Origin of the sequence: Propioniciclava sinopodophylli, from assembly GCF_004324755.1 — a bacterium.
Classification (GTDB): Bacteria; Actinomycetota; Actinomycetes; order Propionibacteriales; family Propionibacteriaceae; genus Propioniciclava; species Propioniciclava sinopodophylli.
Window position 1 is genome coordinate 23,103 of sequence record NZ_SDMQ01000005.1, and the last position, 25,721, is coordinate 48,823.

Annotated in this window: 25 protein-coding genes and 4 tRNA genes; 19 read left to right on the top strand and 10 right to left on the bottom strand. The window is 71.3% G+C overall.

Annotated features, from left to right (window positions below):
* Positions 1 to 30: 30 nt before the first annotated feature.
* The gene (gene dxs, locus ET989_RS06260; protein WP_131167696.1) at positions 31 to 1,956 is read left to right on the top strand and encodes a 1-deoxy-D-xylulose-5-phosphate synthase; all 1,926 of its coding nucleotides are present in this window, start codon (positions 31 to 33) and stop codon (positions 1,954 to 1,956) included.
* Here dxs and ET989_RS06265 read toward each other — a convergent pair.
* The 5 genes from ET989_RS06265 to ET989_RS06285 form a co-directional block, all read right to left on the bottom strand.
* Complete coding sequence (locus tag ET989_RS06265; protein WP_241656234.1) at positions 1,940 to 3,202, bottom strand: HRDC domain-containing protein; 1,263 nt, start codon at positions 3,200 to 3,202, stop codon at positions 1,940 to 1,942. The two genes, dxs and ET989_RS06265, sit on opposite strands and share 17 nt — an antisense overlap.
* Complete coding sequence (locus tag ET989_RS06270) at positions 3,199 to 3,789, bottom strand: DUF3000 domain-containing protein (protein WP_241656235.1); 591 nt, start codon at positions 3,787 to 3,789, stop codon at positions 3,199 to 3,201. The genes ET989_RS06265 and ET989_RS06270 overlap by 4 nt, the downstream gene beginning before the upstream one ends.
* A 54-nt stretch (positions 3,790 to 3,843) precedes the next feature.
* A complete protein-coding gene (gene msrB / locus ET989_RS06275; RefSeq protein ID WP_131167697.1) occupies positions 3,844 to 4,266 on the bottom strand; it encodes a peptide-methionine (R)-S-oxide reductase MsrB in 423 nt (140 codons plus the stop codon).
* A 52-nt stretch (positions 4,267 to 4,318) separates the two neighbouring features.
* The gene (locus tag ET989_RS06280; RefSeq protein WP_165490065.1) at positions 4,319 to 5,131 is read right to left on the bottom strand and encodes a sirohydrochlorin chelatase; all 813 of its coding nucleotides are present in this window, start codon (positions 5,129 to 5,131) and stop codon (positions 4,319 to 4,321) included.
* A gap of 239 nt (positions 5,132 to 5,370) precedes the next feature.
* Positions 5,371 to 5,443, bottom strand: a tRNA-Val gene (locus ET989_RS06285).
* A gap of 146 nt (positions 5,444 to 5,589) precedes the next feature.
* Here ET989_RS06285 and ET989_RS06290 point away from each other — a divergent pair.
* The 4 genes from ET989_RS06290 to ET989_RS06305 all read left to right on the top strand — a co-directional run bounded on the left by ET989_RS06290 (position 5,590) and on the right by ET989_RS06305 (position 7,376).
* Positions 5,590 to 5,662 (top strand) — tRNA-Gly (locus tag ET989_RS06290).
* A 41-nt stretch (positions 5,663 to 5,703) separates the two neighbouring features.
* Positions 5,704 to 5,774 (top strand) — tRNA-Cys (locus tag ET989_RS06295).
* Position 5,775: 1 nt separating this feature from the next.
* A tRNA-Val gene (locus ET989_RS06300) sits at positions 5,776 to 5,851 on the top strand.
* Positions 5,852 to 5,894: 43 nt separating this feature from the next.
* Positions 5,895 to 7,376 (top strand): glutamate-cysteine ligase family protein, encoded by a 1,482-nt coding sequence (locus tag ET989_RS06305; RefSeq protein WP_131167699.1) that lies wholly within the window; start codon positions 5,895 to 5,897, stop codon positions 7,374 to 7,376.
* Between the two features lie 12 nt (positions 7,377 to 7,388).
* Here the strand turns inward: ET989_RS06305 and ET989_RS06310 are convergent, their stop codons facing one another.
* On the bottom strand, positions 7,389 to 9,266 hold the full coding sequence (locus ET989_RS06310; RefSeq protein WP_131167700.1) for an alpha-amylase family protein: 1,878 nt from the start codon (positions 9,264 to 9,266) through the stop codon (positions 7,389 to 7,391).
* 80 nt (positions 9,267 to 9,346) lie between these two features.
* On the opposite strand from ET989_RS06310, the gene thrS reads away from it, so the two are divergent.
* The 12 genes from thrS to ET989_RS06370 all read left to right on the top strand — a co-directional run bounded on the left by thrS (position 9,347) and on the right by ET989_RS06370 (position 20,870).
* A complete protein-coding gene (thrS, locus tag ET989_RS06315; protein ID WP_131167701.1) occupies positions 9,347 to 11,443 on the top strand; it encodes a threonine--tRNA ligase in 2,097 nt (698 codons plus the stop codon).
* Positions 11,443 to 11,988, top strand: a complete 546-nt coding sequence (locus ET989_RS06320; RefSeq protein WP_131167702.1) for an HIT family protein — start codon at positions 11,443 to 11,445, stop codon at positions 11,986 to 11,988. The genes thrS and ET989_RS06320 overlap by 1 nt, the downstream gene beginning before the upstream one ends.
* Position 11,989: 1 nt before the next feature.
* Positions 11,990 to 12,814 (top strand): DUF881 domain-containing protein, encoded by an 825-nt coding sequence (locus ET989_RS06325; RefSeq protein ID WP_131167703.1) that lies wholly within the window; start codon positions 11,990 to 11,992, stop codon positions 12,812 to 12,814.
* Positions 12,815 to 12,826: 12 nt separating this feature from the next.
* Positions 12,827 to 13,159 carry a small basic family protein gene (locus ET989_RS06330; protein WP_131167704.1) on the top strand — a complete coding sequence of 111 codons (333 nt, stop codon included), beginning with the start codon at positions 12,827 to 12,829 and terminating at the stop codon, positions 13,157 to 13,159.
* Positions 13,152 to 13,886: a DUF881 domain-containing protein gene (locus ET989_RS06335; protein WP_131167705.1), complete on the top strand. Its 735-nt coding sequence runs from the start codon at positions 13,152 to 13,154 to the stop codon at positions 13,884 to 13,886. Before ET989_RS06330 ends, ET989_RS06335 begins: the two co-directional genes overlap by 8 nt.
* 91 nt (positions 13,887 to 13,977) lie before the next feature.
* The gene (gcvH, locus tag ET989_RS06340; RefSeq protein ID WP_131167706.1) at positions 13,978 to 14,358 is read left to right on the top strand and encodes a glycine cleavage system protein GcvH; all 381 of its coding nucleotides are present in this window, start codon (positions 13,978 to 13,980) and stop codon (positions 14,356 to 14,358) included.
* A 64-nt stretch (positions 14,359 to 14,422) separates the two neighbouring features.
* Positions 14,423 to 14,917 carry an FHA domain-containing protein gene (locus ET989_RS06345; RefSeq protein ID WP_131167707.1) on the top strand — a complete coding sequence of 165 codons (495 nt, stop codon included), beginning with the start codon at positions 14,423 to 14,425 and terminating at the stop codon, positions 14,915 to 14,917.
* Positions 14,918 to 15,619: a transcriptional regulator FtsR gene (gene ftsR, locus ET989_RS06350; RefSeq protein WP_131167708.1), complete on the top strand. Its 702-nt coding sequence runs from the start codon at positions 14,918 to 14,920 to the stop codon at positions 15,617 to 15,619.
* Between the two features lie 23 nt (positions 15,620 to 15,642).
* Positions 15,643 to 16,125: a bifunctional nuclease family protein gene (locus ET989_RS06355; protein ID WP_165490066.1), complete on the top strand. Its 483-nt coding sequence runs from the start codon at positions 15,643 to 15,645 to the stop codon at positions 16,123 to 16,125.
* A gap of 112 nt (positions 16,126 to 16,237) precedes the next feature.
* Positions 16,238 to 16,816: a MerR family transcriptional regulator gene (locus ET989_RS06360; protein ID WP_131167710.1), complete on the top strand. Its 579-nt coding sequence runs from the start codon at positions 16,238 to 16,240 to the stop codon at positions 16,814 to 16,816.
* Between the two features lie 39 nt (positions 16,817 to 16,855).
* A complete protein-coding gene (gcvP, locus tag ET989_RS06365) occupies positions 16,856 to 19,699 on the top strand; it encodes an aminomethyl-transferring glycine dehydrogenase (RefSeq protein WP_131167711.1) in 2,844 nt (947 codons plus the stop codon).
* A 61-nt stretch (positions 19,700 to 19,760) separates the two neighbouring features.
* Complete coding sequence (locus ET989_RS06370; RefSeq protein ID WP_131167712.1) at positions 19,761 to 20,870, top strand: YihY/virulence factor BrkB family protein; 1,110 nt, start codon at positions 19,761 to 19,763, stop codon at positions 20,868 to 20,870.
* A 141-nt stretch (positions 20,871 to 21,011) separates the two neighbouring features.
* Here the strand turns inward: ET989_RS06370 and ET989_RS06375 are convergent, their stop codons facing one another.
* Positions 21,012 to 22,238: a pyrophosphate--fructose-6-phosphate 1-phosphotransferase gene (locus ET989_RS06375; RefSeq protein ID WP_131167713.1), complete on the bottom strand. Its 1,227-nt coding sequence runs from the start codon at positions 22,236 to 22,238 to the stop codon at positions 21,012 to 21,014.
* Positions 22,239 to 22,416: 178 nt separating this feature from the next.
* On the opposite strand from ET989_RS06375, the gene ET989_RS14855 reads away from it, so the two are divergent.
* Positions 22,417 to 22,824, top strand: coding sequence for a hypothetical protein (locus ET989_RS14855; protein WP_165490067.1), 408 nt, complete (start codon positions 22,417 to 22,419; stop codon positions 22,822 to 22,824).
* A 39-nt stretch (positions 22,825 to 22,863) separates the two neighbouring features.
* Here the strand turns inward: ET989_RS14855 and ET989_RS06380 are convergent, their stop codons facing one another.
* Complete coding sequence (locus ET989_RS06380; protein WP_131167714.1) at positions 22,864 to 23,988, bottom strand: MalY/PatB family protein; 1,125 nt, start codon at positions 23,986 to 23,988, stop codon at positions 22,864 to 22,866.
* 38 nt (positions 23,989 to 24,026) lie between these two features.
* Between ET989_RS06380 and ET989_RS06385 the strand changes: the two genes are divergently transcribed.
* Positions 24,027 to 24,650, top strand: coding sequence for an L-threonylcarbamoyladenylate synthase (locus ET989_RS06385; RefSeq protein ID WP_131167715.1), 624 nt, complete (start codon positions 24,027 to 24,029; stop codon positions 24,648 to 24,650).
* Between the two features lie 11 nt (positions 24,651 to 24,661).
* Here ET989_RS06385 and ppk2 read toward each other — a convergent pair whose 3' ends face one another.
* Complete coding sequence (gene ppk2, locus ET989_RS06390; protein ID WP_165490068.1) at positions 24,662 to 25,501, bottom strand: polyphosphate kinase 2; 840 nt, start codon at positions 25,499 to 25,501, stop codon at positions 24,662 to 24,664.
* A 37-nt stretch (positions 25,502 to 25,538) separates the two neighbouring features.
* On the bottom strand, positions 25,539 to 25,721 hold the full coding sequence (locus tag ET989_RS15520) for a hypothetical protein (RefSeq protein WP_241656236.1): 183 nt from the start codon (positions 25,719 to 25,721) through the stop codon (positions 25,539 to 25,541).

Sequence of the window (25,721 nt, forward strand, 5' to 3'; positions counted from 1 at the left end):
CGCGGGGCCCGTATGCCTAGAATCGTACTCATGTCCCTTCTCGAGGCGGTGCACGGTCCGCGCGACCTGCGGGCGCTGAGCGCACCCCAGTTGGCCGAGCTGGCCGACGAGATCCGCACCTTCCTCGTGGGCAGCGTCAGCCGCACCGGCGGCCACCTGGGGCCCAACCTCGGCGTGGTGGAGATGACGATCGCGCTGCACCGGGTCTTCGACTCGCCGCACGACCCCATCATCTTCGACACCGGCCACCAGAGCTACGTGCACAAGATCCTCACCGGGCGTCAGGAGGGCTTCCCCGGCCTGCGGCAGAAGGGCGGCCTCACCGGCTACCCGTGCCGCGCCGAGAGCCCCCACGACTGGGTGGAGAACTCCCACGCCACGACGAGCCTGTCGTGGGCCGAGGGCCTCGCCAAGGCCTACCGCCTGCGCGGTGAGGACCGGACGGTCGTCGCCGTGATCGGCGACGGCGCGCTGACCGGCGGCATGGCCTGGGAGGCCCTGAACAACATCGCCGTCGGCGCGGACCTCAAGCTCATCGTCGTCGTCAACGACAACGGGCGCTCCTACACCCCGACCGTCGGTGGCATCGCCTCCCACCTGTCCACGCTGCGGACCGACCGCCGCTACGAGCCGACGCTGAAGCAGATCAAGCAGCGCGTCCGGTCGGCCCCGGTCGTCGGCGGCGCGCTGTACGACCTGCTGCACGGCTTCAAGACTGGCGTGAAGGACATCCTCGCCCCCCAGGGCATGTTCTCCGACCTCGGCATCAAGTACGTCGGTCCCATCGACGGGCACGACATCGGCATGATGGAGCGTGCCTTCGAGTCGGCCAAGAACTTCGGCGGGCCGGTGATCATCCACTGCATGACCGTCAAGGGCAAGGGCTTCCGCGCGGCGGAGGAGGACGAGGCGGACCGCTTCCACGCCGTCGGCCTGATCGACTCCGAGACCGGCGAGCCGCTGACCGCCAGCCCCAGGCGCACGTGGACCGACGCGTTCCGCGAGGCGATCGTCGACATCGCGCGCGCCGACGCGAACGTCGTCGGCATCACCGCGGCCATGCTGCACCCGGTCGGCCTGGACGCGATGGCGCGGGCCTTCCCTGACCGCGTCTTCGACGTCGGCATCGCCGAGCAGCACGCGGTCACCTCCGCAGCCGGCCTCAGCAGGGGCGGCCTGCACCCCGTCGTCGCCCTGTACGCCACCTTCCTGAACCGCGCCTTCGACCAAGTGTTGATGGACGTCGCGCTGCACGGCCAGGGCGTCACCTTCGTGCTCGACCGCGCCGGCATCACCGGGCCCGACGGCGCGAGCCACCACGGCATGTGGGACACGTCGCTGATGGCGCTGGTCCCCGGCGCCCACGTGGCCGCACCGCGCGACGAGCGCCGCCTCGTGGACGCGCTGCGCACCGCCGTGGGCGTCGATGACGCGCCCACGGTCGTCCGCTACTCCAAGGACCCGCTGCCGCCCGAGCTGCCGGCCATCCGCTCCCACGGGGGCGTGGACGTGCTGGCCTCGCCGGCGGACGCCCGCGTCCTGCTCGTCGCCCACGGGCCGTTCGCGCACCTCGCCGTCGAGGCCGCCGACCGGATGGGCGCCCAAGGCATCCCATGCGCGGTCGTGGACCCGGTCTGGGCCCTGCCCGTGAACCCCGCCCTCGTCGAGCTGTGCGGCGCGGCCGAGTTGGTCGTCACGCTGGAGGACGGCGGCGTGTCCGGCGGCTTGGGGGCGGCGCTCGCCCTGGCCTGTCAGCGCGCGGGCGTCTGGACGCCGCTGCGCCACCTCGCGATCCCGCAGGAGTTCCTCGATCACGCCAGCCGCGCCGAGATCCTGGGCGAGCTGGGGCTGACGGCCGACGACGTGGCCCGCGCGATCGTCGACTGGGCGTTAGAGTCCACCGCGGCGAAGGTCGCGCGCACCGCCGTGGCGGAGGGCCCTAGAGCAGGGGCGTGACCACCGGCACGACGAGCTCGCGCTGCCAGGGACGCACGCCCTCGATCATCAAGAAGGCGTCTACCGAGGCCTCCGAGACGGGGTGCGGGGGCTCCCACGCGAGCTTGCGGACGGCGTCTGGCGGGATGAGGTTCTCCACCGGGAGGCCCAGCTTCTCGGCCAGCTCCATCGTGGCGGGGCGGACGCACGACCAGCGCTCGGCGGCGTCCGGGAAACGCGTCGGCCAGCCCTTGGGGTGCGGTATGCCCTCGGACGGCGGGCGCTTCAGGGGGAGTTCCGCCTTGGACAGGGCCAGGGCGCGCTCCAGCGCAGTGAGCCAGTTGGTCTCGTAGCGGGCAGCCTGACGCCACTTGAAGCCGTCGACGGCCCGCAGCGCCTCTCGGGAGGCGACGAAGTCGGGCTTCTCGGACGCCTGCGCCAGCCCGCTGATCGCCCGGTCCACCAGCACACGGCCGGGCGCCTTGTCGAGGCGCCGGGCCAGCGCGTCCCGCTCCTGCCACAGCTCGCGGACCACGGCCAGGCCGCGCGGCGTCCGCACGTCGTGGGTTCCGGACGTCCGCCGCCACGGCTCGGCGCGGACGTTCGGGGCGTCGCCGGCGTGCGCGACCAGGTGGGCGAACTCCTGGGCCGCCCACTCGCTCTTGCCGGCTTCCTCGAGCTGCTCGGCGACCCAGTCGCGCAGCGGCACGAGCAACTCGACGTCGAGGGCGGCGTAGTTCAGCCAGTCCTCGGGCAGCGGCCTGCGCGACCAGTCGGACGCCGAGTGCTCCTTGGCCAGCGTCTTGCCCAGCGCGCGCTCCAGCAGCGAGCCCAGCGCCACGCGGGGGAGTCCCAGGAGCCGCCCGGCGAGCTCGGTGTCGAACAGGCGCCGGGGCAGCATGTTGACCTCGGCGAGGCACGGCAGGTCCTGACTGGCCGCGTGGAGGATCCACTCGGCGTCGCCCACGGCGTCCGCCAGCGCCGACAGGTCGGCGAGCTCGTCGTCGGCGGCGAAGGCGATCGGGTCGACCAGGTGGGTGCCGGCGCCCTTGCGGCGCAGCTGGATGAGGTAGGCGCGGCCGGTGTAGCGGAAGCCGTGGGCGCGCTCGGTGTCGACGGCCAGCGGCCCGGTGCCCGCCCGGAGGGCCTCGATGGTGGCGGCGAGCGCCTCGGGGGTGCGGACGACGGCGGGGACGCCCTCGGCCGGCCGGGTGACCAGCTCGTAGGTGGGTTCTGGAGCCTCGTCCGTGCGGGTCTCGTCGGTCACCGGTGCCGCCTCCCCGGACGGTGCACCCCGATGGGCACCACGCCGTCGGGCAGCAGCGGCAGGCCGGACACCATGCAGAGCAGGTCCTGCCAGGCCTCGACGTGGGTGAGGATCTCGGCGCCGGAGGTGAGCACCGGCGTCCACGAGGCGCGGATTTCGACCTCGGCCTTGTCGGGGTCGTCCTCCATGGAGCCGAACGACTTCGACGACACCGACGTGACGGTGCCGCTCGGGGCTGTGTAGGTGGCGCCGCGGCGCTCGAGGGCGTCCTGGAGCCACGACCAGCCGACATCGGCGAGCAGGGGGTCGGCGACCATCTCCGGGTCGACGACCGCGCGGGCGAAGGTCACGCAGCGGAACGTGCCGTCCCAGGCGGGGTTGCCGTCAGGGTCGTGCAGCAGCACGAGGCGTCCGTTGCCGACCTCCTCGCCCGCGGCGTCCACGTCGGCGGCGATGGCCGCGGCGAACGGTGCGATGCGCTGGGGGGCGGGGATCTCCTCGACCGTGAGCTCGGGTCGCCATGCCATGCCGAGCAGCGAGGCCGCTGCCTCGTCGAACATGCCCGCCTGCAAAATCCCCTGTGCCACGTGCCTCAGGCTAGGGGGCGGGCGTCCCCCGACGAGGTTGCCGCGCCGGGCCGCTCAGCCCTCGGCGGGCGGCGTGTGCACCAGGGTGACGGAGTTGATGCAGTAGCGCAGGTCGGTGGGGGTCTGGTAGCCCTCGCCCTCGAAGACGTGCCCCAGGTGGCCGTCGCAGGCGGCGCACCGCACCTCGATGCGCGGACGCCCGGGCAGCGACTCGTCGCGCAGGTAGCGGACCCGGTCGTCGGCCGCGGGGGCGAAGAAGCTCGGCCACCCGCAGTGCGAGGCGAACTTCTCCTCGCTCGTGAACAGCTCGGCGCCGCAGCCCTTGCACGAGTACGTGCCGGGTTCGGAGAACTCGTCGTACTCGCCGGTGCCCGGGCGCTCGGTGGCGCCCTCGCGGAGCACGGAGAACTCGAACGGGGTCAGCACCTCACGCCACTGCTCGGGCGTCCTGCTCACCGTGGGTGTCCAGTCGGACATGGGAACCTCCTGAGTCGACCGGGGCCAGCCTACCCGGCAGCGCCGGACCGACTCAGGCGCCGAACGCGAGCGCCCCGATCGGCGCGACCTCGGGCTCCGGCGCGGCGAAGTTGCCACGCTCGTCGAAAGGCAGGAGTTCCATGGCGGCGAAGGCGTAGCGGGCCAGCACCAGCTCGGCGACCTCGGCGGCGGTGCCCAGCGGCTCCGACACCGCGACCGCGCCCACGCGGCGGGCCTGGTCCGCCTGAACCGCCCAGCGCTCGTCGGCGGCCAGGAAGAACGAGCCGACCGCGATGTGGCGGCGGCCCTGGCTGCGCAGGCCCTGCATCGCCTGGGCGACCGAGGGGCCGGAGCCGTCGGCCACCGCAGTCAGGCAGGGGAGGCGGTGATGGGTGGACCACTGGCGGGCACGGCGGGCCAGGAGGGCGGTGCCGCGGACGTCGCCGGTGGTGGCCGAGCTGAGGATCAGCCCGTCCAGCTCGAGCACGCGGGCAGCAGCCAGCGCACTGCGCAGGCGGGCGTCCAGCAGGGTCAGCAGCGAGGCCTCGGGGCCGATCGGGCGGGCGACGCTGACGCGGAGGGCGGGATGCTGGTGGGTGGTCTGGGCGACCAGGCCGTCGATGCGGGGGTCGACCTCGATCGCGTGGGTGAGGTCGAGGGGCACCACGACGACCTCGTCGACCCCGCTGCCGGCCACCGTGCCGAGGACTTGGGGGAGCGAGGGGAGGCACGAGTCGAGGAAGGCCACGTGGGCGTCCACCTCGGGTCGCAGCCGCGTCAGCTCGGCCTTGAGTGCCTGCGTCGCGCGCGCGACGCGCTGGTCTCGGCTGCCGCGGGCAGCGATCACGAGGGTGGGTGCGGTCATCGCCGTGTCCTCCATCGTTCCTGGCTGTTGGGACGGCGTCCTTGCCGCGTTGACATGGGCATCCTGACTGAAAAGTTGAGGAGATGCCAAGTCGAGTGTCCCACATGCCGGTACTTGCGTCCGCAGAGTGAGATGATGGCGCTTGGCAAGGGGGTATGCGTGACGCCCGCGAGGCAACCCCTGCCAACTGGGGCCCGACGGAGACATCCCGCCCCGGTTGGCCGGGACGGGATGTGCGGTGGGCGATACCAGACTTGAACTGATGACCTCTTCGGTGTGAACGAAGCGCGCTACCAACTGCGCCAATCGCCCGCGGAGGATCATGTTAGCCGACCGGTGTCGGACAGCGAAATCGGGGGGCGGCTGGCCCGTCCCCACGGGCTCGTTTTGCCAATCGGTGACGCCTCTGTATAAGGTGTTCCACGCCCCGAACGGCCCCGAGCGGTTCGGAAAAGCATGCGGACGTGGCTCAGCTGGTAGAGCATCACCTTGCCAAGGTGAGGGTCGCGGGTTCGAATCCCGTCGTCCGCTCGGAGAGGGCCTGAGCCTCGTGCAGGCCGGCTTTCTACCCCGGTGGAGTGGCCGAGAGGCGAGGCAACGGACTGCAAATCCGTGTACACGGGTTCAAATCCCGTCTCCACCTCGGGCGGTTGGCGCAGTTGGTAGCGCGCTTCCCTGACACGGAAGAGGTCATCAGTTCAAGTCTGGTACCGCCCACCAAGGAAAAGGCCCCGGCAGCAGCCGGGGCCTTTACTGTGTCCCCATGGGTAGCGAGATCGGCCAGCGGTACTTCACCCGCGAGCAGCGCCAGGCGTACCGACACAAGGTGCTGGAATGCCTCGACGTGCTGGAGGAGATGCTGCACGCCGGTGCCTTCACCCAGGACGCCCACCGCACCGGCCTGGAGATCGAGCTCAATCTGGTCGACGACGACCACCAGCCCAGCTTCGCCAACGCGGAGGTGCTGGAGGCGATCGCCAACCCCGAGTTCCAGACCGAGTTGGCCCGCTTCAACATCGAGTTCAACGTTCCCCCGGGTGACATCGCCGGGGATGAGCTGCTTCGGCTGGAGGACTCGCTGCGGGCGTCCCTCAACGAGGCGCAGCGGCGCAGCCAGGAACTCGGGCACCGCATCGTGATGACGGGCATCCTGCCCACCGTCCGGCTGGAGCACTTCGCCCAGCCGTGGATGAGCGACAACACCCGCTTCGAGGCGCTCAACGACGCGATGCTGACCGCCCGGGGCGAGGACATCCACCTCGACATCGAGGGCCCCACCGGCGAGCACCTCGACGCACAGGTGGGCTCGCTGGCCCCCGAGTCGGTGTGCACGTCGACGCAGTTCCACCTCCTCGTCGCGCCCCGCGACTTCGCCCGCGGCTGGAACGCGGCGCAGGTGCTTGCCGGCCCGCAACTGGCCCTCGGCGCCAACGCCCCCTTCGCGTTCGGCCACCGTCTGGAGGCCGAGAGCCGCATCGGCGTCTTCACGCAGGCGGCCGACACCCGCCCCATCGAGTACGCCAACCAGGGCGTCCGGCCGCGCGTCTTCTTCGGCGAACGCTGGATCACCTCCATCTTCGACCTGTTCGAGGAGAACTCGCGCTGGTTCCCGGCGCTGCTGCCCGAGACGACCGACGAGGACCCCCGCGCCGTGTTCGCAGCCGGTGGCACCCCCGAGCTGGCCGAGCTCAAGCTCCACAACGGCACGATCTACCGCTGGAACCGCCCGGTCTACGACACGGTCGGGGGGAAGGCCCACGTCCGGTTGGAGAACCGGGTCCTGCCCGCGGGCCCGACGATCGCCGACACGGTCGCCAACGCCGCCTTCTACTACGGCACGCTGGCCCGGATGGCCCGCGACGAGCGCCCCGTGTGGACGCGGATGGCGTTCCGCAGCGCCCACGACAACTTCGACGCAGCCGCCCGGCACGGCATCGACGCCGACCTGTTCTGGCCCGGGCTGGGGGAGACCCCCGCCAGCGAGCTGGTGCTGCGCCACATCCTCCCGATGGCCCAGGCCGGCCTCGAGGGGTGGGGCGTCGACGGCGCGGCGATCGACCGCTACCTGGGCATCATCGAGGGCCGCTGCCTCACCGGCGTCAACGGTGCCGACTGGCAGGTGCGCTGCGTCGAGGCGTTCGAGGCGCGCGGGATGGGCCGTGACGAGGCGCTCGCGGCGATGACGGCCGCCTACGCCGAGCGGATGCACACCAACGAGCCGGTGCACACCTGGGACCTGCCCTGAGCCGGTGACGCCTCAGGGTCCGGGGACGAACCACAGGGCAGCGTAGGGGCGGACGCCGACCACGTCGGTCGCCAGGTTCCAGGCGTGCCCGCCCAGCAGTTCGGACGCCGTGGGCCCCAGTACGTCGGCCAGAACGGCCGCGGGGAGCCGGACCTCCTCCTCGGAGACGTTGTAGACCTGCAGCATCACCCCGAGCGGGTGGTCGCGGCGCAGGAGGAGCAGCCGCGGGTCGGGGCTCGGCACCACCCGCGACTCCACCGAGGCGTGCAGGTGCGGGGTGGCGCGCCGTACCGCCACCAACCGGCGCAGCCCGGCCAGGATGCGGCCCGACGGGCTGTCGGGGTCGGCCTCCGCGGCCGCGACGGCGTCCCAGTCCATTCGGGGCCGGTGGACCCAGCGGTTGTCGTCGGCGTGGGCGGGGTCGTCGGCCCAGTGCGCGTCGTTCGGCATGCCGATCTCGTCGCCCATGTAGAGCAGCGGGACGCCGCCGAAGCCGAGGATCACCGCGTGCAGCAGGAGGACGCGGGCCACGGCGTCCGCAACGCGCCCGGGGTCGCCGGCCTCCAGCGCGGCCTCCAGGCCGGCCAGGCTGGCGAGGCTGCCGCTGATCCGCCGGTCGCCGGTGGCGGGGTTGTGCTGGAAGACCAGGCCGCGGGCGAAGGACCCCGGCGTGAGCCCGGCGTAGAAGTCCGACAGGAAGGCCCGGTGCGCGAACCCGTCCAGGCCGACGGCTGCGGCGTCCGCGTCGGTGACCGCCCAGCCGATGTCGTCGTGGCAGCGGACGTACGTGCCCCACGTGGTCGTGGTCGGCTTGGGCGCGAACCGGCCCAGCGCCACCTCGGTGAGGCGGGTGTCGCGGGAGGCCAGGCAACTCCACAGCTGGACCATCAGGGAGTTGTGGTAGGCCATGTCGGAGACCTTGCCGTGGTGCTCGCCGACCCCGAGGTAGGGCAGCAGGTCGTCGGGGCCGACGATCGCCTCGGCCTTGAACGCCACCGCGGGGGCCGCCACCCGCACGGCCTGGCGGAGCGCCCGGGTGAGGTGATGCACCTCGGGCTCGTTCTGGCAGGAGGTGCCCAGGCGCTTCCAGATGAACGCGATGGCGTCCAGTCGCAGCACCTCAACGCCGGCGTTGGCGAGGTGGCAGATGATGTCGAGGTACTCGCAGAAGACGTCGGGATTGGCCCAGTTGACGTCCCACTGCCAGGCGTTGAACGTCGTCCACACCCAGGCGCCGAGCTGGTCGTCGAAGGTGAAGTTGCCGGGCGCGAAGTCGGGGAACACCTCGGGCAGGGTGCGCTCGTAGGCGTCCGGGCCCGTTCGGTCTTCGAAGGTGAGGAAGTAGTCTCGGTAACGCGGTTCGCCCGCGCGTGCACGGCGCGCCCACTCGTGCTCGGCGGCAACGTGGTTGAGGACGAGGTCGACCTCGAGCGAGATGCCGCGCGCCCTCAGGCGGGCCGTCAGGGCGCGCAGGTCGTCCATCGTCCCGAGGTCCTCGCGGACGGCCCGGTAGTCCATCACGGCGTAGCCGCCGTCGTTGGCCCCGGGGCGCGGCCGCAGCAGCGGCATGAGGTGGAGGTAGGTCACGCCGAGCCCGGCGAGGTGGTCCAGGCGCTCGCCCACGCCGGCGAGGGTGCCGGCGAACCGGTCGGCGTAGGCAACGTAGCCAACCTGCCGGGGGTCCTGGAGCCAGTCGGGGGAGAGCAGGCGGCGCTCGTCGAGCTCGCGCAGGTCGTCGGGCCGGGCGTCGAAGGCGGCACGGACGAGTCCACGGACGCGCTCGGTGACTTCGGCGGCCCGGTCGCCGTACAAGGCACTCAGAGCCGCCTCGACCTCGGGGCCGAAGCGCTCCCAGCGCAGGCGGAAGGTGGTGTCGGCGGAACCGGACATCGGCGGCCCTTTCTGCGTGCGAGACAAACCAAGCGTGGCAGATCCCGGGCCGCGAGGTGCGGGAACGGGAGCGGCGGGGGATGGGGCAGAATGTGGGGGTCCGTCCACGAAAGGAACCTTACGTGAGTGCCTCGATCACCGTCATCCGCCCCGACGCGCGCGAGACGAGGACGTTCGAGACCACCACGACCGGCCTCGACGTGTTCGGCGACGACCGCACCGTGGTGGCCATGCGCGTCGACGGCGAGATCCTCGACCTGCACCGTGAGCTGCCCGACGGCTCCGAGGTCGCACCCGTCCTGGTCAGCGAGCCCGACGGGCTCTACATCCTGCGCCACTCGGCCGCGCACGTGGCCGCCCAGGCCGTCCAGAACCTGCGCGCCGACGCCAAGCTTGGGATCGGCCCGCCCGTCGTCGACGGCTTCTACTACGACTTCCTCACCGAGCCCCTGACGCCCGAGGACCTCAAGGCCCTCGAGAAGGACATGGGCCGCATCGTCAAGGAGCGCCAGCGGTTCGTCCGCCGCGTCGTCGGTGACGACGAGGCCCGGGTGGAGCTGGCGTCCGAGCCCTTCAAGGTCGAACTGATCGGGCTCAAGGGCAACAGCGGCGACGCCGAGGGTGCTTCGGTGGAGGTCGGCGCCGGCGAGCTGACCATCTACGACAACGTCAAGCGCGACGGCACCGTGGCCTGGAAGGACCTGTGCCGTGGCCCGCACGTGCCCCACACCGGCTACCTCGGCAACGGCTGGGCGCTCACCCGCACGGCCGCCGCCTACTGGCGCGGCGACCAGGCCAACGCCCAGCTGCAGCGCCTGTACGGCACGGCGTGGGCGTCGAAGGAGGACCTGGCCGCCTACAAGCACAGGCTGGAGGAGGCCGCCAAGCGCGACCACCGCAAGCTCGGCACCGAGCTGGACCTGTTCAGCTTCCACGAGCTGGTCGGCTCCGGCCTGCCGCTGTTCCACCCGCGCGGCGGCATCATCAAGCGCGCCATGGAGGACTACGTCCGCCAGGCCCACATCGACAACGGGTTCGACTACGTCGGCACCCCGCACATCGCCAAGGAGGACCTGTTCTACACCTCGGGCCACCTCCCGTACTACGCCGACGGGATGTTCCCGGCGCTGCTGGAGGACGCCGAGCGCGACGAGCAGGGCAATGTGGTCAAGGGCGGGCAGGCCTACCGCCTCAAGGCGATGAACTGCCCGATGCACAACCTGATCTTCGACGCGCGCGGGCGCTCCTACCGCGAGCTGCCGCTGCGGTTCTTCGAGTTCGGCACGGTGTACCGCGACGAGAAGTCCGGCGTCGTGCAGGGGCTCACGCGCGTCCGTTCGATCACGCAGGACGACTCGCACAGTTACTGTGCCAAGGAGCAGGCCCCCGACGAGGTGCGGCACCTGCTGAAGTTCATCCTCGGCCTGCTGAACGACTTCGGCCTGACCGACGTGGCGCTGGAGGTCTCCACGCGCGACGAGGACGGCAAGAAGAAGGACAAGTTCATCGGCTCCGACGAGCAGTGGAGCGAGGCGACCGCCATCCTGGAGGGGATCGCGCACGAGTCGGGGCTGCCCGTCGTGCCCGACCCGGGGGGCGCCGCCTACTACGGCCCCAAGATCTCGATCCAGGCCAAGGACGCCATCGGCCGCACGTGGCAGATGTCGACCATCCAGTACGACTTCAACCAGCCCGAACGCTTCGGGCTGGAGTACGTCGCCTCCGACGGCACGCGTCAGCGCCCGGTGATGATCCACTCGGCCAAGTTCGGCTCCATCGAGCGGTTCATGGGCGTCCTCATCGAGCACTACGCGGGCGCGTTCCCCGCGTGGCTGTCCCCGGTGCAGGTCATCGCGGTTCCGGTCGCCGAGGCGTTCAACGAGTACATGGGCGCGGTCGTGCAGGAGCTGCGGGACGCGGGCGTCCGGGTCGCCTTCGACGACGGGCATGACCGGTTCGGCAAGAAGATCCGCAACGCGGCCAAGGAGAAGGCCCCCTTCATCCTGATCGCCGGTGGCGAGGACGTCGAGGCCGGCGCGGTGTCGTTCCGGTTCCGCGACGGCAGCCAGCGCAACCAGGTGCCGGTCGCCGACGCGATCGCCGACATCGTCGCCTGGATCGAGGCGCGCCGCAACGACAGCCCGACCGCGGACGAGGGTGCCGGGGCGGAGGACTGATGGACGCCGAGTCGCCGGCGGGCCTGCCCGGTGTCCCGGATGCGTTCCAGCGCCTCTGGACGCCCCACCGCATGGTCTACATCGACGGCGAGAACAAGCCCTCGGCGCCGGACGAGGCGTCCTGCCCGTTCTGCCGCGCCCCCGCCACGACGGACGCCGACGGGCTGGTCGTCCACCGCGGCGAGACCTGCTACGTCGTGATGAACCTGTACCCGTACAACCCGGGCCACCTGCTGGTCTGCCCGTACCGACACGTCTCGCTCTACTCCGACCTGACGACCGCCGAGACCGCCGAGTTCGCCGCGCTCACGCAGGAGGGGATGCGGGTGCTGACCGACGTGTCGCACCCGATGGGGTTCAACATCGGGATCAACCAGGGCGAGGTCGCCGGGGCAGGCATCGCCGCGCACCTGCACCAGCACATCGTGCCGCGCTGGCAGGGCGACTCCAATTTCATGCCGGTGATCGCGCAGACCAAGGCGCTGCCTCAGCTGATCGAGGACGCCCGCGCGCGACTCGCCGAACGCTGGGCCGCGGGGAGCTGACGTGTCGCGCACGGACGAGCACCCGACCCCCGTGGAGGAGCGGCCCCGACGCCCGGACGCGTCGATGGACCTGCTCAACAACCTCCGGGAGACGGCGCTCGAACCGTCCTACGCCGCCGCCGTCGCCGAGCGGGGGGCGCAGCGACGCCGGGGCGTCGTGCTGTTGCCCGCCCTCGTCGTGGTGGGGCTCCTGTTCGGCATCGCGTTGGGCAACCAGTGGCGGGCCGCGCCCGCGCTGCAGCAGGAGCGGGCCGACCTGATCACCCGCATCACCACGACCGAGACCCGCATCGACGAGCTCCGGGCCCAGGTCGTCGACCTCAACCGCGAGGTGCGCGACCTGGGGCTGTCCTCCGGCGCGCTCACGGCCGCCGAGCAGGAGCTGAGCCAGAACCTCGGCGTCCGCCTGGGCAGCGAGCGCGTCACCGGCCCGGGCGTCCGCGTCACGCTCGACGACGGGGCGGACGCCGGCGTCCAGGGCAGCCAGGTGGTCGACACCGACCTGCGCATGGTCACCAACAGCCTGTGGGCCTCGGGCGCGGAGGCGATCGCGATCAACGGGCGGCGCCTGTCGGTGCGCACCGCGATCCGCAACGCCGGCGACGCCGTGACCGTCGACTACCGCTCGTTGACGCGCCCCTACGTCGTCGAGGCGATCGGGGACGCCCGCGCGCTGGAGGACGCCTTCCGCACCTCCGAGGGTGGGCATTGGGTCGAGGGACTGGCGCAACACTACGGTGTCGTGTGGTCCATTGGCCGGGTCAACGAGCTGTCTCTGCTCGCCGACCCGGGGCTGGGTGTCGAACAGGCCCGCAGGGCCCGCTGAGGAGGAACTGACGTGTACGCGATCATCGGGCTGGCCATCGGCATCGCCCTGGGCATCTTCCTGCAGCCGTCGCTGCCGCCGCAGCTGCAGCCCTACCTGCCGATCGCGATCGTCGCCGCGCTGGACGCCGTGTTCGGCGGCTTCCGCGCCTACCTGGATGCCGTTTTCGACGACAAGGTCTTCGTCGTCTCGTTCATCTCCAACGTGCTGATCGCCGCGCTCATCGTGTGGGTCGGCGATCTGATCGGCGTGGGCGCGCAGCTGTCCACCGCCGTCGTCGTGGTGCTCGGCATCCGCATCTTCACCAACGTCGCCCACATCCGGCGGAAGCTGTTCCATGCCTGAGGTGCCCCCGGAGACCAGCGTCTGGCAGCGGATCGCGCGCGACATCGTCCGCCCGAGCCGCTCGCAGCTGGTCGTCGCCCTCATCCTGCTGCTGTCGGGCCTGGCCGTCACGATGCAGCTGGCCGGCAACCGCGACCAGCGCTACACGACGCTGCGCCAGGACGAGCTGGTCGCGATGCTGGACGACGTCACCGCCGAGTCCCGCCGCCTGGAGTCCGAGGTGGCCGAGCTCGAGCGGACGCGCCAGCGCCTCCAGTCCGGCGCGGACGCCAGCGCCGTGGCTCGCAACGAGGCGCTGCGCCGCCTGGACGCCCTCGAACTGCTGGGCGGGACGGCCCCGGCGACCGGGCCCGGCATCCGGGTCACCATCACCGACCGGCAGGGCAAGCTCACCCCCGACATCCTGCTCAACACCATCGAGGAACTGCGCGACGCGGGCGCCGAGGTGATGGAGATCGACGACCGCATCCGGCTGGTCACCACCAGCTGGGTGACCTCGGCCGACGGCGTCCTCACCGTGGACGGCACGAGGCTGGGCGGCACCATCACGATCGAGGCCATCGGTGCCCCCGGCACGTTGGCCGAGGCGACCCGCTTCCGCGGCGGTCTGGTCAGCACGATCGAGGGGGAGCGGGTCGGCGGCACCGCGCGCGTCGTCGAGGTGGACGACCTGCGCATCGACTCGGTGGTCACCCCGCAGGAGCCGCGTTTCGCCCGCCCTGCCTGAGGAGGCGGCACCCCGCCGGTCCGGTTCTCCACTAGGCTGACGTGCGTCCGGACCCGCGCGGTCCGGCCCAGCCGAGACGCAAGGAGATGACGTGTTCCCTGAGGATCTTCGCTATACCGACAAGCACGAGTGGGTGCGGGCGGGCAACGGCTCGACGGTGCGCGTGGGCATCACCAGCTACGCCGCGGAGGCCCTCGGCGACGTCGTCTACGTGTCCCTGCCGCAGGTCGGCGAGGAGGTCGCCACGGACGACGCGTGCGCCGAGGTCGAGTCCACCAAGAGCGTCTCCGATGTGTACGCGCCCGTGTCGGGCGTCATCACTGCGGTCAACGACCTGCTCTCCGACACGCCGGACACGGTGAACAGCGACCCCTACGGCGACGGCTGGCTCTTCGAGGTCGAGTTGTCCGACCCCACCGAGCTGGACGGCCTGCTCGACTCGGACGGCTACGCCGAGGTGGCAGGCGAGTAGTGTTGACCAGCCGCCGGGTGCCCCGGCGGTGAAGCGAGGCCGACAGGCCCAGAGGAGGAGTTTCATGTCCACGTGCCCGGAGTGCGGCCAGCAGGTCGCAGCAGGGGTCAACTTCTGCTCGAACTGCGGCGCACCGCAGCGGACGAACACCGGCGACACCACGCGGGTGATCCCGGTCACCTCCGCGGTCTCGGAGGCGCCGGTCGAGGCGACGGACCCGAACCTTCCCGTGCTCAAGGACGTCCCCCCGGGCGCGTCGGTCCTGGTGGTCGTCCGCGGCCCGAACGTGGGCGCGACGTTCCTGCTCGACCAGGAGACGGTCACGGCGGGGCGCCACCCCCAGTCGGACATCTTCCTCGACGACGTGACCGTGTCGCGCCACCACGCGAAGTTCACCGAGCGGGGCGGCCACACCTGGCTGGCGGACCAGAACAGCCTCAACGGCACCTACGTCGACCGCACCCTCATCGACGGTGAGGTTGCGCTGCGCAGCGGTGACGAGGTGCAGATCGGCAAGTTCCGCCTCGTCTACATGGTGGCGCCCAGCGGACGGAGCTAGATGCCGCCTGCGACAAAGAGCATCGGGCAGGTCCTCAAGGTCCTCAAGGAGGAATTCCCGGACATCACCATCAGCAAGATCAGGTTCCTCGAGGGGGAGGGCCTGATCTCGCCCGAGCGTGCGCCGTCCGGCTACCGCCGCTACTCGGCGGTGGACATCAAGCGCCTGCACTACATCCTCGACGTCCAGAAGAACCAGTACCTGCCGCTCAAGGTCATCCGCGAGAACCTGGAGGCCCTCGACGCCGGCGAGGAGCCGCCCGGCCCCGTCGCGCCGACCGTGCCGGTGACCCCGACGCCGCCGGAGGAACTCCCCGCACCGCTCCCGCCACCCACTGCCCCCAAGGGCAAGCGCGCGATCCACGTCACGCGCAAGGACCTGCTGCAGATCTCGGGGCTGTCGGAAGCCACGCTGGCCGAGCTGGAGGGGCACCGGCTGGTGCTGCCGCGCCACGGGACCGTCTACTACGGGCGCGACGCGTTGACCATCGCGGTCGCTGCCCGCAAGCTCGCCGCCTACGGCATGGACGCCCGCCACCTGCGGGCCATCAAGCAGGTCGCCGAGCGCGAGGCCGCGCTGATCGAGCAGGCCGTGCAGGCGCACGGACGCCGCCGCACGGCATCCCGCGAGAGCATCGCCGAAGTCATGAAGCTGGTCATGTACGCCCACGCCGCCCTCCTGCGCACCGCGATCCGGAACTGAGCGGCGGTCCGGCGATGATCCCGATGCTGTTTAGTGAGGTGCGCGTCACCTCGGTGGCCGACACCCCCGTCCTGCTGCTCCGCGAGGCCCAGGGGTCGCGGCACCTGGCGATCTGGATCACCGCGGCCGGCGGCAACGCGATCCTGTCCGCGCTGGAGGACGCCGACGTCGAGCACCCCGGCACCCACGACCTGATGATCGACGCCCTCGCGGTGCTGGACGCCGTCGTCGAGGCCGTCCACATCACCGAGGTCGCCGAGGGGGTGTTCTCCGCCCACGTGGTGGTCGGCGGCAGCCACGTCACCGCGCGCGTCTCGGACGCCGTCGCGCTGGCCCTGCGCTGCGGCGCGACCATCCTCGCCGACGAGGACCTGCTGGACGCCGTGGGCGTGCGCGTCATTGAGGCAGCGGCCGGGGAGGGTGGCGACGAGCAGATGGAGGAGTTCCGGGCCTTCCTGGACACCATCAACCCGGAGGACTTCGGCCCCGGCCCGCGGGAACCCTGAGGGGGTCCTTGAGGGTTTGGTGTCGCGGGCGGTGGTCTGCGGCGTGTCGGGGGGCCTGCCCGATCGGGGGCGCTACCGTCATACTGGTACGACGAGCGACGCAGCAGGAGGCATGGTGAACGCACCGCAGGAGAAGGCTCCCCGGCCCACGGCCGGGCTGCAGGACGTCCTCTTCGAGGGCGACTTCTCGCCCATGCCCGAGGACATCGGCTTCCGCGGTCCCATCGCCTGCAGCGCCGCCGGCATCACCTACCGCCAGCTCGATTACTGGGCGCGCACCGGGCTCGTCGTGCCCGAGGTGCGCGCCGCCGAGGGCTCCGGCACGCAGCGCCTCTACTCCTTCCGCGACATCCTGATGCTCAAGGTCGTCAAGCGCCTTCTCGACGCCGGCATCTCGCTCCAGCAGATCCGCATCGCCATCGACCACCTCCGCGCCCGCGGCGTCCAGGACCTCTCCACCGTCACCCTCATGAGCGACGGCGTCTCGGTGTATGAGGCCGTCTCCGATTCGGAGATCATCGACCTCGTGCACGGCGGCCAGGGCATCTTCGCGATCGCGCTCGGCCGCGTCTGGCACGACCTCGAGGGGTCGCTCGCGGCGCTGCCGACCGAGCGCGCCGAGGCCCAGGTCGTGGCCCCCTCGCCGACCGACGAGCTCGCCGCCCGGCGCGCCGCCCGCCGGGCCATCTGACTGCTGCACAGCGCCTACGCCGTTGGGTAGGTTGGGGCCATGGAACCGTTCCTGACCCGTCACATCGGCCCGACCGAATCCGACCGCGAGTCCATGCTCAGCGCCCTGGGCGTCGGCTCGCTGGACGCCCTGACGGACGCGGCGGTTCCACGCGCCATCCAGGTCGAGGGGGGCCTCGACCTGGCCCCGGCCGTCTCCGAGGCGCAGGTGCAGGCCGACCTGACGCGGATGGCCGCCCTGAACAACCCGCTCCGCTCGATGATCGGGCAGGGTTACCACGGCACCATCACCCCGCCCGTGATCCGGCGGAACCTGCTGGAGAACCCGGCCTGGTACACCGCGTACACGCCGTACCAGCCCGAGATCAGCCAGGGCCGCCTGGAGATGCTGCTCACGTTCCAGACGCTGGTCGCCGACCTGACCGGCCTGCCGACGTCGGGTGCGTCCCTGCTGGACGAGGGCACCGCGGTGGCCGAGGCCGTCGGCGTGGCGCGCCGCTCGCAACGCAAGGGCTCGGTCGTGCTGGTGGACGCCGGCATCCTCGACCAGTCGCTGGCCGTGATGCGCACCCGGGCGCTGGCTCTCGACATCGAGGTCGTCGTGACCGACGACCTGGTCGCCGGCCTGCAGCGCCACGACTGCTTCGCCGTGGTCGTCCAGACGCCCGCCGCGGACGGCTCGGTGCGCGATCTCGACGAGCTGCGCACCATCGCGGCCAAGGCGCACGAGAACAACGCCCTCGTGATCGCCGCCGCCGACCTGCTCGCCCTCACCCTCCTGCCGGCACCGGCCGAGTGGGGCGCCGACATCGCGGTCGGCTCGACCCAGCGCCTCGGCGTGCCGCTGTTCTACGGCGGCCCGCACGCCGGCTACATCGCCGTCGGGTCCGGCATGGAGCGGCAGATGCCCGGCCGCCTGGTCGGCCTGTCCAAGGACCGCAACGGGACGCCCGCGCTGCGGCTCGCGCTGCAGACCCGCGAGCAGCACATCCGCCGCGAGAAGGCGACCTCGAACATCTGCACCGCCCAGGTGTTGCTGGCCGTGACGGCGGCCGCCTACGCCGTCTACCACGGCCCCGAGGGGCTGCGCGCCATCGCGGGCGAGGTCGCCCGGAAGGCGCGCCGGCTCGCCGCCGCCATCGTGGCAGGCGGGGGAGAGCTGGTCTCCGACAGGTTCTTCGACACGATCACCGTGAAGGTGCAGGACGCCCCGCTGGTCGTCCGCGAGGCCCGTGCCAAGGGCGTCCACCTGTGGGCGCTGGAGGAGGACCTCGTCAGCATCTCCGTCGGCGAGGACGTGACCGAGGACGAACTGGCGGCCGTCGCGTCCCTCTTCTCCGCCCACCTGGGCGAGGCCGAGCACGGCTCGCTCGGCCAGCCCGAGCGGGAGACGCCGTACCTGACGCACCCGGTGTTCCACAGCTACCGGTCCGAGACGCAGATGATGCGCTACCTGCGCGCGCTGTCCGACCGCGACTTCGCCCTGGACCGCGGCATGATCCCGCTCGGGTCCTGCACCATGAAGCTCAACCCCGCGGCGTCCATGGAGCCCATCAGCTACCCGGGCTTCGCCAACCTGCACCCGTTCGTGCCGCTCGAGGACGCGCGTGGCTACACCGAGATGATCGGGCGCCTGGAGGCGCAGCTGTGCGAGATCACCGGGTACGACCGGGTCTCCCTGCAGCCGAACTCCGGCGCCCAGGGCGAGTTCGCCGGCCTGATGGCCGTGCGCTCCTACCACCGCGCCCGCGGCGAGGAGCACCGCACCGTCTGCCTGATCCCGGCCTCGGCGCACGGCACGAACGCCGCGTCGGCCGCGATGGCGGGCATGGACGTCGTCGTGGTGAAGACGGCCCCCGATGGCACGGTCGACTTCGACGACCTCGAGGCCAAGATCGCCAAGCACGCCGAGAAGCTGTCGGTGATCATGATCACCTACCCCTCGACGCACGGCGTCTACGAGGCCCGCGTCGCCGAGTTGTGCGGCAAGGTCCACGAGGCCGGTGGCCAGGTCTACATCGACGGCGCCAACATGAACGCCCTCGTCGGACTGGCCCAGCCGGGCCGGTTCGGCGGCGACGTCAGCCACCTGAACCTCCACAAGACGTTCTCCATCCCGCACGGCGGTGGCGGCCCCGGCGTCGGCCCCGTGGCCGTTCGCGAGCACCTCGCGCCGTACCTGCCCAGCCACCCCGTTGTCCGCGACGCCGGCCCAGTCAGCTCGTACGGGCCGATCTCGGCCGCGCCGTGGGGCTCGGCGGGCGTGCTGCCCATCACGTACGGCTACATCGCGATGATGGGGCCGGACCTCAAGCTGGCCACCCAGGTCGCGGTGCTGTCGGCCAACTACCTGGCGAAGAGGCTCGCCGAGCGGTTCCCGATCCTCTACACCGGGGATGCGGGCTGGGTCGCCCACGAGTGCATCGTCGACCTGCGGCCCCTGACGAAGGAGACCGGCATCACGGTCGACGACGTCGCCAAGCGCCTGATCGACTACGGCTTCCACGCGCCCACGATGAGCTTCCCGGTGGCCGGCACCCTCATGGTGGAGCCGACCGAGTCCGAACCGCTGGTCGAGCTGGACCGGTTCGTCGACGCGATGCACGCCATCGCCGACGAGGCGGCCCGCGTGAAGGCGGGGGAGTGGCCGTCCCACGACAACCCGCTGGTGAACGCCCCGCACACGCTGGCCGAGGTCGCAGCCGACGAGTGGACTCACCCTTACCCGCGCTCGGCCGGTGGCTTCCCGGCCGGCCAGGACCTCGGCGGCATCTCCACGGGTGGGCGTGACAAGTACTGGCCGCCGGTGGCCCGCATCGACGGGGCATGGGGGGACCGCAACCTCGTGTGCTCCTGCCCGCCGATGGAGGCCTACGCCGACTGACGCGAACCTGACCTTGGTCAAGGCTTGCCGCGGCGTGGGAAGCTTTGGCTAGGGTGTTCGCATGCTGCAGTGGATCGAGGACATCAAGGCCAAGCCGTGGGTTGCCCATATCATCGAGGCGTTCGGCCGGTTCGGCGAGCGCCTCGGCGGCCAGTTCGCCGCCGCGATCACATACTTCTCGGTGCTGTCGATCGTGCCGGTGCTCATGGTGGCGTTCGCCGCGCTCGGCCTCACGATCACCGTGTTCCTGCCCGACGTGCTCGAGCAGGTCAAGGGCTGGATCCAGGACACGGTCGCCGGCCAGGGCGACCTCGGCGAGCAATTGGGCGCCGTGGTCGACCAGGCGTTCAACAGTTGGCGGGCCGTCGGCGTCGTCGGCCTCGTGTCGGCCGTCTGGTCGGGAGCCAACTGGGTGAAGAACATCCGCTCGGCCGTCCGCGCGATGATGCGGCCCGACTTCGACATGTCGGAGGAGAAGACCAACATCGTCGTCGACACGCTGAAGAACGTGGCGATCCTGCTGGGCCTGTTCATCCTGGTGGCCCTGTCGATGGCGATGACCACCGCCGCGACCTCGGCGCGCGACATCGTGGGAGGCCTGCTCGGGCTCGACCGGGTGCCCGGGGGCGGCCTGCTGCTCTCCCTGGTGCCGGTGCTGGGCACCCTCCTGGCCGGCTTCCTGCTGTTCGCCTTCCTGTTCAAGGTCTTCCCGGAGCGTAAGGTCCCCACCCCCGTGCTGCTCCGGGGTGCGGCGATCGGTGCCGTCGGGATGGCGATCCTGCAATACCTGACCGGCACGCTGGTGGGCGTCTTCTCCGGCAACGCCGCCGCGGCCGTGTTCGGCAGCGTCATCGTCACGATGCTCTACTTCAACCTCTTCGCGACCCTGATCCTGCTGGTTGCCGCGTGGGTGGGCACCCACCCCGGTTTCGTCGGCCCCACGGTCACGCTCACCGACGTCACGCCCGCGACTCCGACCGACTACGCCACGAAGAAGGTCGCCGCCGAGCTCGCCGCGGCCCGCGAGCGCGAGGAGGCCGAGCGCATCCCGATGGCCGACGCCGACCGGCGCGCCGCCGCCAGCCGTGGCGTGGGGGCCGCGGCCGGGGCCCTGGTCACCGGCGCGGTAGCCGCCATCGCCGCGATCCTGTCGGGACTGGGACGCCGCTGAGGGCGTCCGCCTGGTCCAACCGCAGAGAGCCTGCCCCGGATCGGGGCAGGCTCTCTTGCACGTCGAGGGCTTGGGTCCAATCCGCCGAGGGCTTGGGTCCAATCCGTCGAGGGCTTGGGTCCAATCCGTCGAGGGCTTGGGTCAGTGTGCCGCCGGCGGGGCGGAGACCGGAGCGTCCTGCCCGATGGCCCCGAGCAGGTCGAGGTACCACTGCTGGGTGATGTCGAACGGCTTTCCGCCGGCGATGCGGGCGAACTCGATGGGGCGGAGCGTGTCGCCCTGCTCCTCGTCGTGGCCGATCACACCGGGCTCGCCGCGCAGGGCGGCGTCCACGGCCAGGTCGGTCATCTGGCCGATGAGCTCGAGGTCGTACTCGTTCGAGGCGGCCGAGCGGCTGTAGTAGCCCGACTTCTGCACGAGCGTCTTCTCGGCACCGAGCATCCGGGCGAACTGCTCGCCGAACCACGCGCCCGGGTTGACCTTGTCGAGGCGGATGTGGCCGAACGCGTCGCGCGGCACCTCCTCGCCCGCGGCCTCCATCTCGGCAACGATCGACTCGACGCCGGCGCCCTCGGAGATGAAGATCGTGACGTTGCCGACCTCGTCCATGATCGTCTTGAGGCGGGCGGCCTCGGCCTTGATGTCGATGACGGCCTCGGGCAGGTACACGCCGTGGACGTCCCACGCCTTCTGCGACAGGCCGATGGAGGGCAGCCACGGCTGCTCGGTCAGCCAGTCGCGATACTTCCGCGCGGTCGCGGCGGTCAGCCAGCCACAGTTGCGGCCCATGACCTCGTGCACGATCAGCATCCGCGCGTTGGCGTTGTGCTCGGCCACGACGTTCTTGGCGAACCGGGCGCCCATCTCGGCGGCCGTGTCGGCGCCCAGGCTCTGGCGGATCGGGATCACGTCGTTGTCGATGGTCTTGGGCAGGCCGACCACGGTGAGCTCGTAATCGTGCTCGTGCAGGTAGTGCGCCAGGTCGGCGGCGGTCGTGTTGGTGTCGTCGCCACCGATGGTGTGCAGGATGGTGACGCCGTCGGCGACAAGGCGGTCCGCGGCGAACTTGAGGGGGTCGACGCCCTCGTCCACCAGCCCGCGCTTGACGAGGTCCTTCGTGTTGGTCAGCTTGACCCGGCTGTTGCCGATGGGGGAGCCGCCGTACTGCTTCAGGACGGCGGCGTTGGCGCGTACCTCGTCGTCGACGATCAGGTGGTCGCCGGTGAGCAGGCCCTGGTAGCCGTTCTTGTACGCGATGATCTCGACCTCGGGCGCCACCTGCGTGTAGCGCTCGATGAGACCCCCCACCGCGGTGGACAGGCAGGGGGCGAATCCGCCGGCGGTGAGCAGTGCGACCTTCTTCGTCATGGGTGACCTCTCGGAGTGGAACGACGTCAGCCTCGTGGGCGTCACGCCCCAGCCTAGGGGGTGCCGGACGCCCCCGGCACCCGTCGGCCGCCCCGATCACCCTGTGGATGACGGGCCAGCGGGCCCGTTCGGATGGCAGGATGGAGGCGCACCACCCCCACCCAGGAGCACACCCCCCATGACCGCTGCCAGCCGGCGGCCGGGTCGCGACCAGCGCGGCCAGGCCCTGTCGTCCTTCGTCGCCGTCGTCCTCGTCTCGCTGTTCGGCGTGGCCGGGCTCGTCATCGACGGGGGAGCCCAGTCCGCCGCCCGCGCGGAGGCCGAGTCGGTCGCCGCCCACGCGGCACGCGCCGCCGTGGACGCCAGCGCCCGCAGCCGTGCCGCCGGCCGGGGTGCGGACGCCGGCGCCGCACAGGCCGCCGCGCGCCAGGTGCTCACCGACCGCGCCATGCCAGGCGAGGTCGTCGTCGAGGCCGCGCGCGTGAGCGTCACAACACGGACGACCACCCGGACCGTCTTCCTCAGCCTCATCGGGATCACGACATTGCCCGCGTCGGGGGACGCCACCGCCGTGCTGGAGGCCTGAGCACGGCTGGGGCGACGCACGCCCGCCGGCGCCCGGGCCCTACAGGCTCGCGGCCATCCGCTCGACCGCCTCGGTGATGATCGCCGGGGCGGTCGCGAGGTTCATGCGGACGAACTGCCCGTAGTCGGCGCCGAAGTCGGTGCCGTCGTTGAGCGCCACCCGCGCGCGGGTGAGGAAATGGTTGCGCGGGCTGTCCAGGCCGAGTGCCGAGCAGTCGAGCCACGCGAGGTAGGTGCCGGGCGCGGGCGTCCAGCTCACGCCGGGCAGCCGGTCGGCCAGCAGCTCGCCCAAGAGCCGCTTGTTGGCGGCGACCTCGACCATCACCTCGTCCACCCAGCCTTGGGCGTGCCGCAGGGCGGCGGTGTGGGCGATGGTGCCCATCTGGCTGGTCGACTGGTTGGCCAGCGGCGGCAGGTTGTCGAACGCGGTCCGGGCCTGGGTGCCCCGGATGAACAGGCCGGCCTTGAAGGCGGCCAGGTTCCAGCCCTTGCCCGCGGAGAACGCGACGACGGCGTGCTGGGCCTCGGGCACGGTCAGCACCGGGGTGAACGGGACGCCCGGGTCGACCAACACCGCGTGGATCTCGTCCACCACCAGCAGGACGCCGTGCTCGGCGCACAGGCGTCCGACCGCGGCGAGCTCGTCGGCGGTGTGCACCGTCCCGTTGGGGTTGTGGGGCGAGCACAGCAGGTAGGCGGCGGGGGCGTCCGGCCCGGTGAAGGCCGCCTCCAGGGCGGCCAGGTCGAGGCGTCCGGACGCCGTGAGCGGCACCTGGGTGATGTGGCGGCGGTAGCCCTCGATGACCTGCCAGAACGGCGGGTAGACCGGCGGGTTGATGACGATGTGGTCGCCCTCGGCGGTGTTGCCGACCAGCAGGGCGAGGATGGCGTTCATCACGTCGCCCGAGCGGCGCACCTGCTCGGGCGCGGGGCGCCATCCCCAGCGGGCCTCGGCCATGTCGGCGTAGGCCTCGGCGTACCGCGTCCCCCACGGGTAGCCGGTGTCGCCGGTGTGCATCGCGTCCGTGACGGCGTCCACGACGGCCGGGTGCTGGTGGAGGTCCATCTCGGCGACCCACAGGGGCAGGACGTCGGGGTCGAACACCTGCCACTTCAGCGACGTGCGGGTACGGAGCTCGGCTTCGGTGAGGGAGAACAGGGCCATGGGGGCGATTGTCGCACCTGCTCACTAGGGTGGGGTGCATGGCCCGCTACTTCGACGTGCACCCCGACAACCCGCAGCCGCGCTCGCTCAGCCAGGTGGTGTCGATCCTGCAGGGCGGCGGGCTGGTCGTGTACCCGACCGACTCCGGCTTCGCGCTCGGCTGCACGATGGGCAACGCGGACGGGCTGGCGCGCATGCGGGCGATCCGCGACCTGCCGCGGCACCACCACTTCACGCTGGTGTGCTCGACGTTCTCGCAGATGGGGCAGTACGTCGAGATGGCCAACGACCAGTTCAGGGCCATCAAGGCGGCCACCCCGGGCCCCTACACGTTCATCCTCAAGGCCACGCGGCTGGCGCCCAAGGCGATGCTGCACGACAAGAAGAAGACCGTGGGCGTCCGCATCCCCGAGCACGTGACCGCGCAGGCGCTGCTGGACGCGCTGGGCGAGCCGCTGATGTCGACGACGCTGATCCTGCCGGGCGCCGAGGAGCCCCCGACCGACGGCTGGGCCATTGCGGAGGAACTGGAGCACGTCGTGGACGCGGTGCTCGACTCGGGCGACGTCGGGGTCGGGGCCACCACCATCGTGGACTTCACCGTCGACGAGGTCGGCATCGTCCGCGTGGGCGCGGGCGACCCCACCCCGTTCCAGGCGTAGGGGCCCGCGGCTCAGGCGTCCTCGGGGTCGTCGTAGAGGCCCACGTGGTCGTCGTCAGCCAGGTGGGAGGCGACGTCCGGCACGATGAGCTGCAGCGACTTGGCCGTGCGCTGGTAGCCAGTCCCCTTCGGGCGCTTCGGGAGGACGATCTCGGGGCGGTCGACGTGCTCGAACGGGATGGACGCGAGGAGGTGGGAGATCATGTTGATCCGCGCCTTCTTCTTGTCCTCGGCCTCGACGACGTTCCAACGGGCGGGCTCGACGTCGGTGTGCACGAACATCTCGTCCTTGGCGCGGCTGTAATCCTCCCAGCGGGTGAGGGACTCCACGTCGGTGGGGGAGAGCTTCCACCTGCGCATCGGGTCGGTCAGGCGCGAGCGGAAGCGCTTCTCCTGTTCCTTGTTGGAGACCGAGAACCAGTACTTGAGCAGGATGATGCCATCGTCGATGAGCATGCGCTCGAAGATGGGGCACTGGCGCAGGAACCGGATGTGTTCCTCGGCGGTGCAGTAGCCCATGACCTTCTCCACGCCCGCCCGGTTGTACCAGGAGCGGTCGAAGAACTTGATCTCACCGGCGGCCGGGAGGTGCTCGACGTAGCGCTGGAAGTACCACTGGGTGCGCTGCCGCTCGGTGGGGGCCGGGAGCGCGACGACGCTCGCGACGCGGGGATTCAGGTATTCGGTGATGCGCTTGATCGCGCCGCCCTTGCCTGCCGCGTCGCGTCCCTCGAAGATCACGACGATGCGCGCGCCGCTGGCCTTGACCCACTCCTGCATCTCGACGAGCTCGGCCTGGAGGCGGTTCAGCTCGGCCTCGTAGACCAGCTTCGACAACTTCTTCTTGCCCATGCCCCATCGTGACACGCGACGGCGGGCTGCGCTGGGGTTAGCCGGCGAGGCGGCTGCTGAGGGTGAACCCGTCCTCGAGGTCGGTGATGCGCGCGGTCACGATGCCGTGCCGGTCGATCGTGTAGCTCTCCTCGACCAACGGGCCCTCGCCGACGCGCTCCACCGGGACGCCCCCCAGGTCGCGGCCGTCGCGCAACGCGCGGTCGTAGGGGAACAGCAC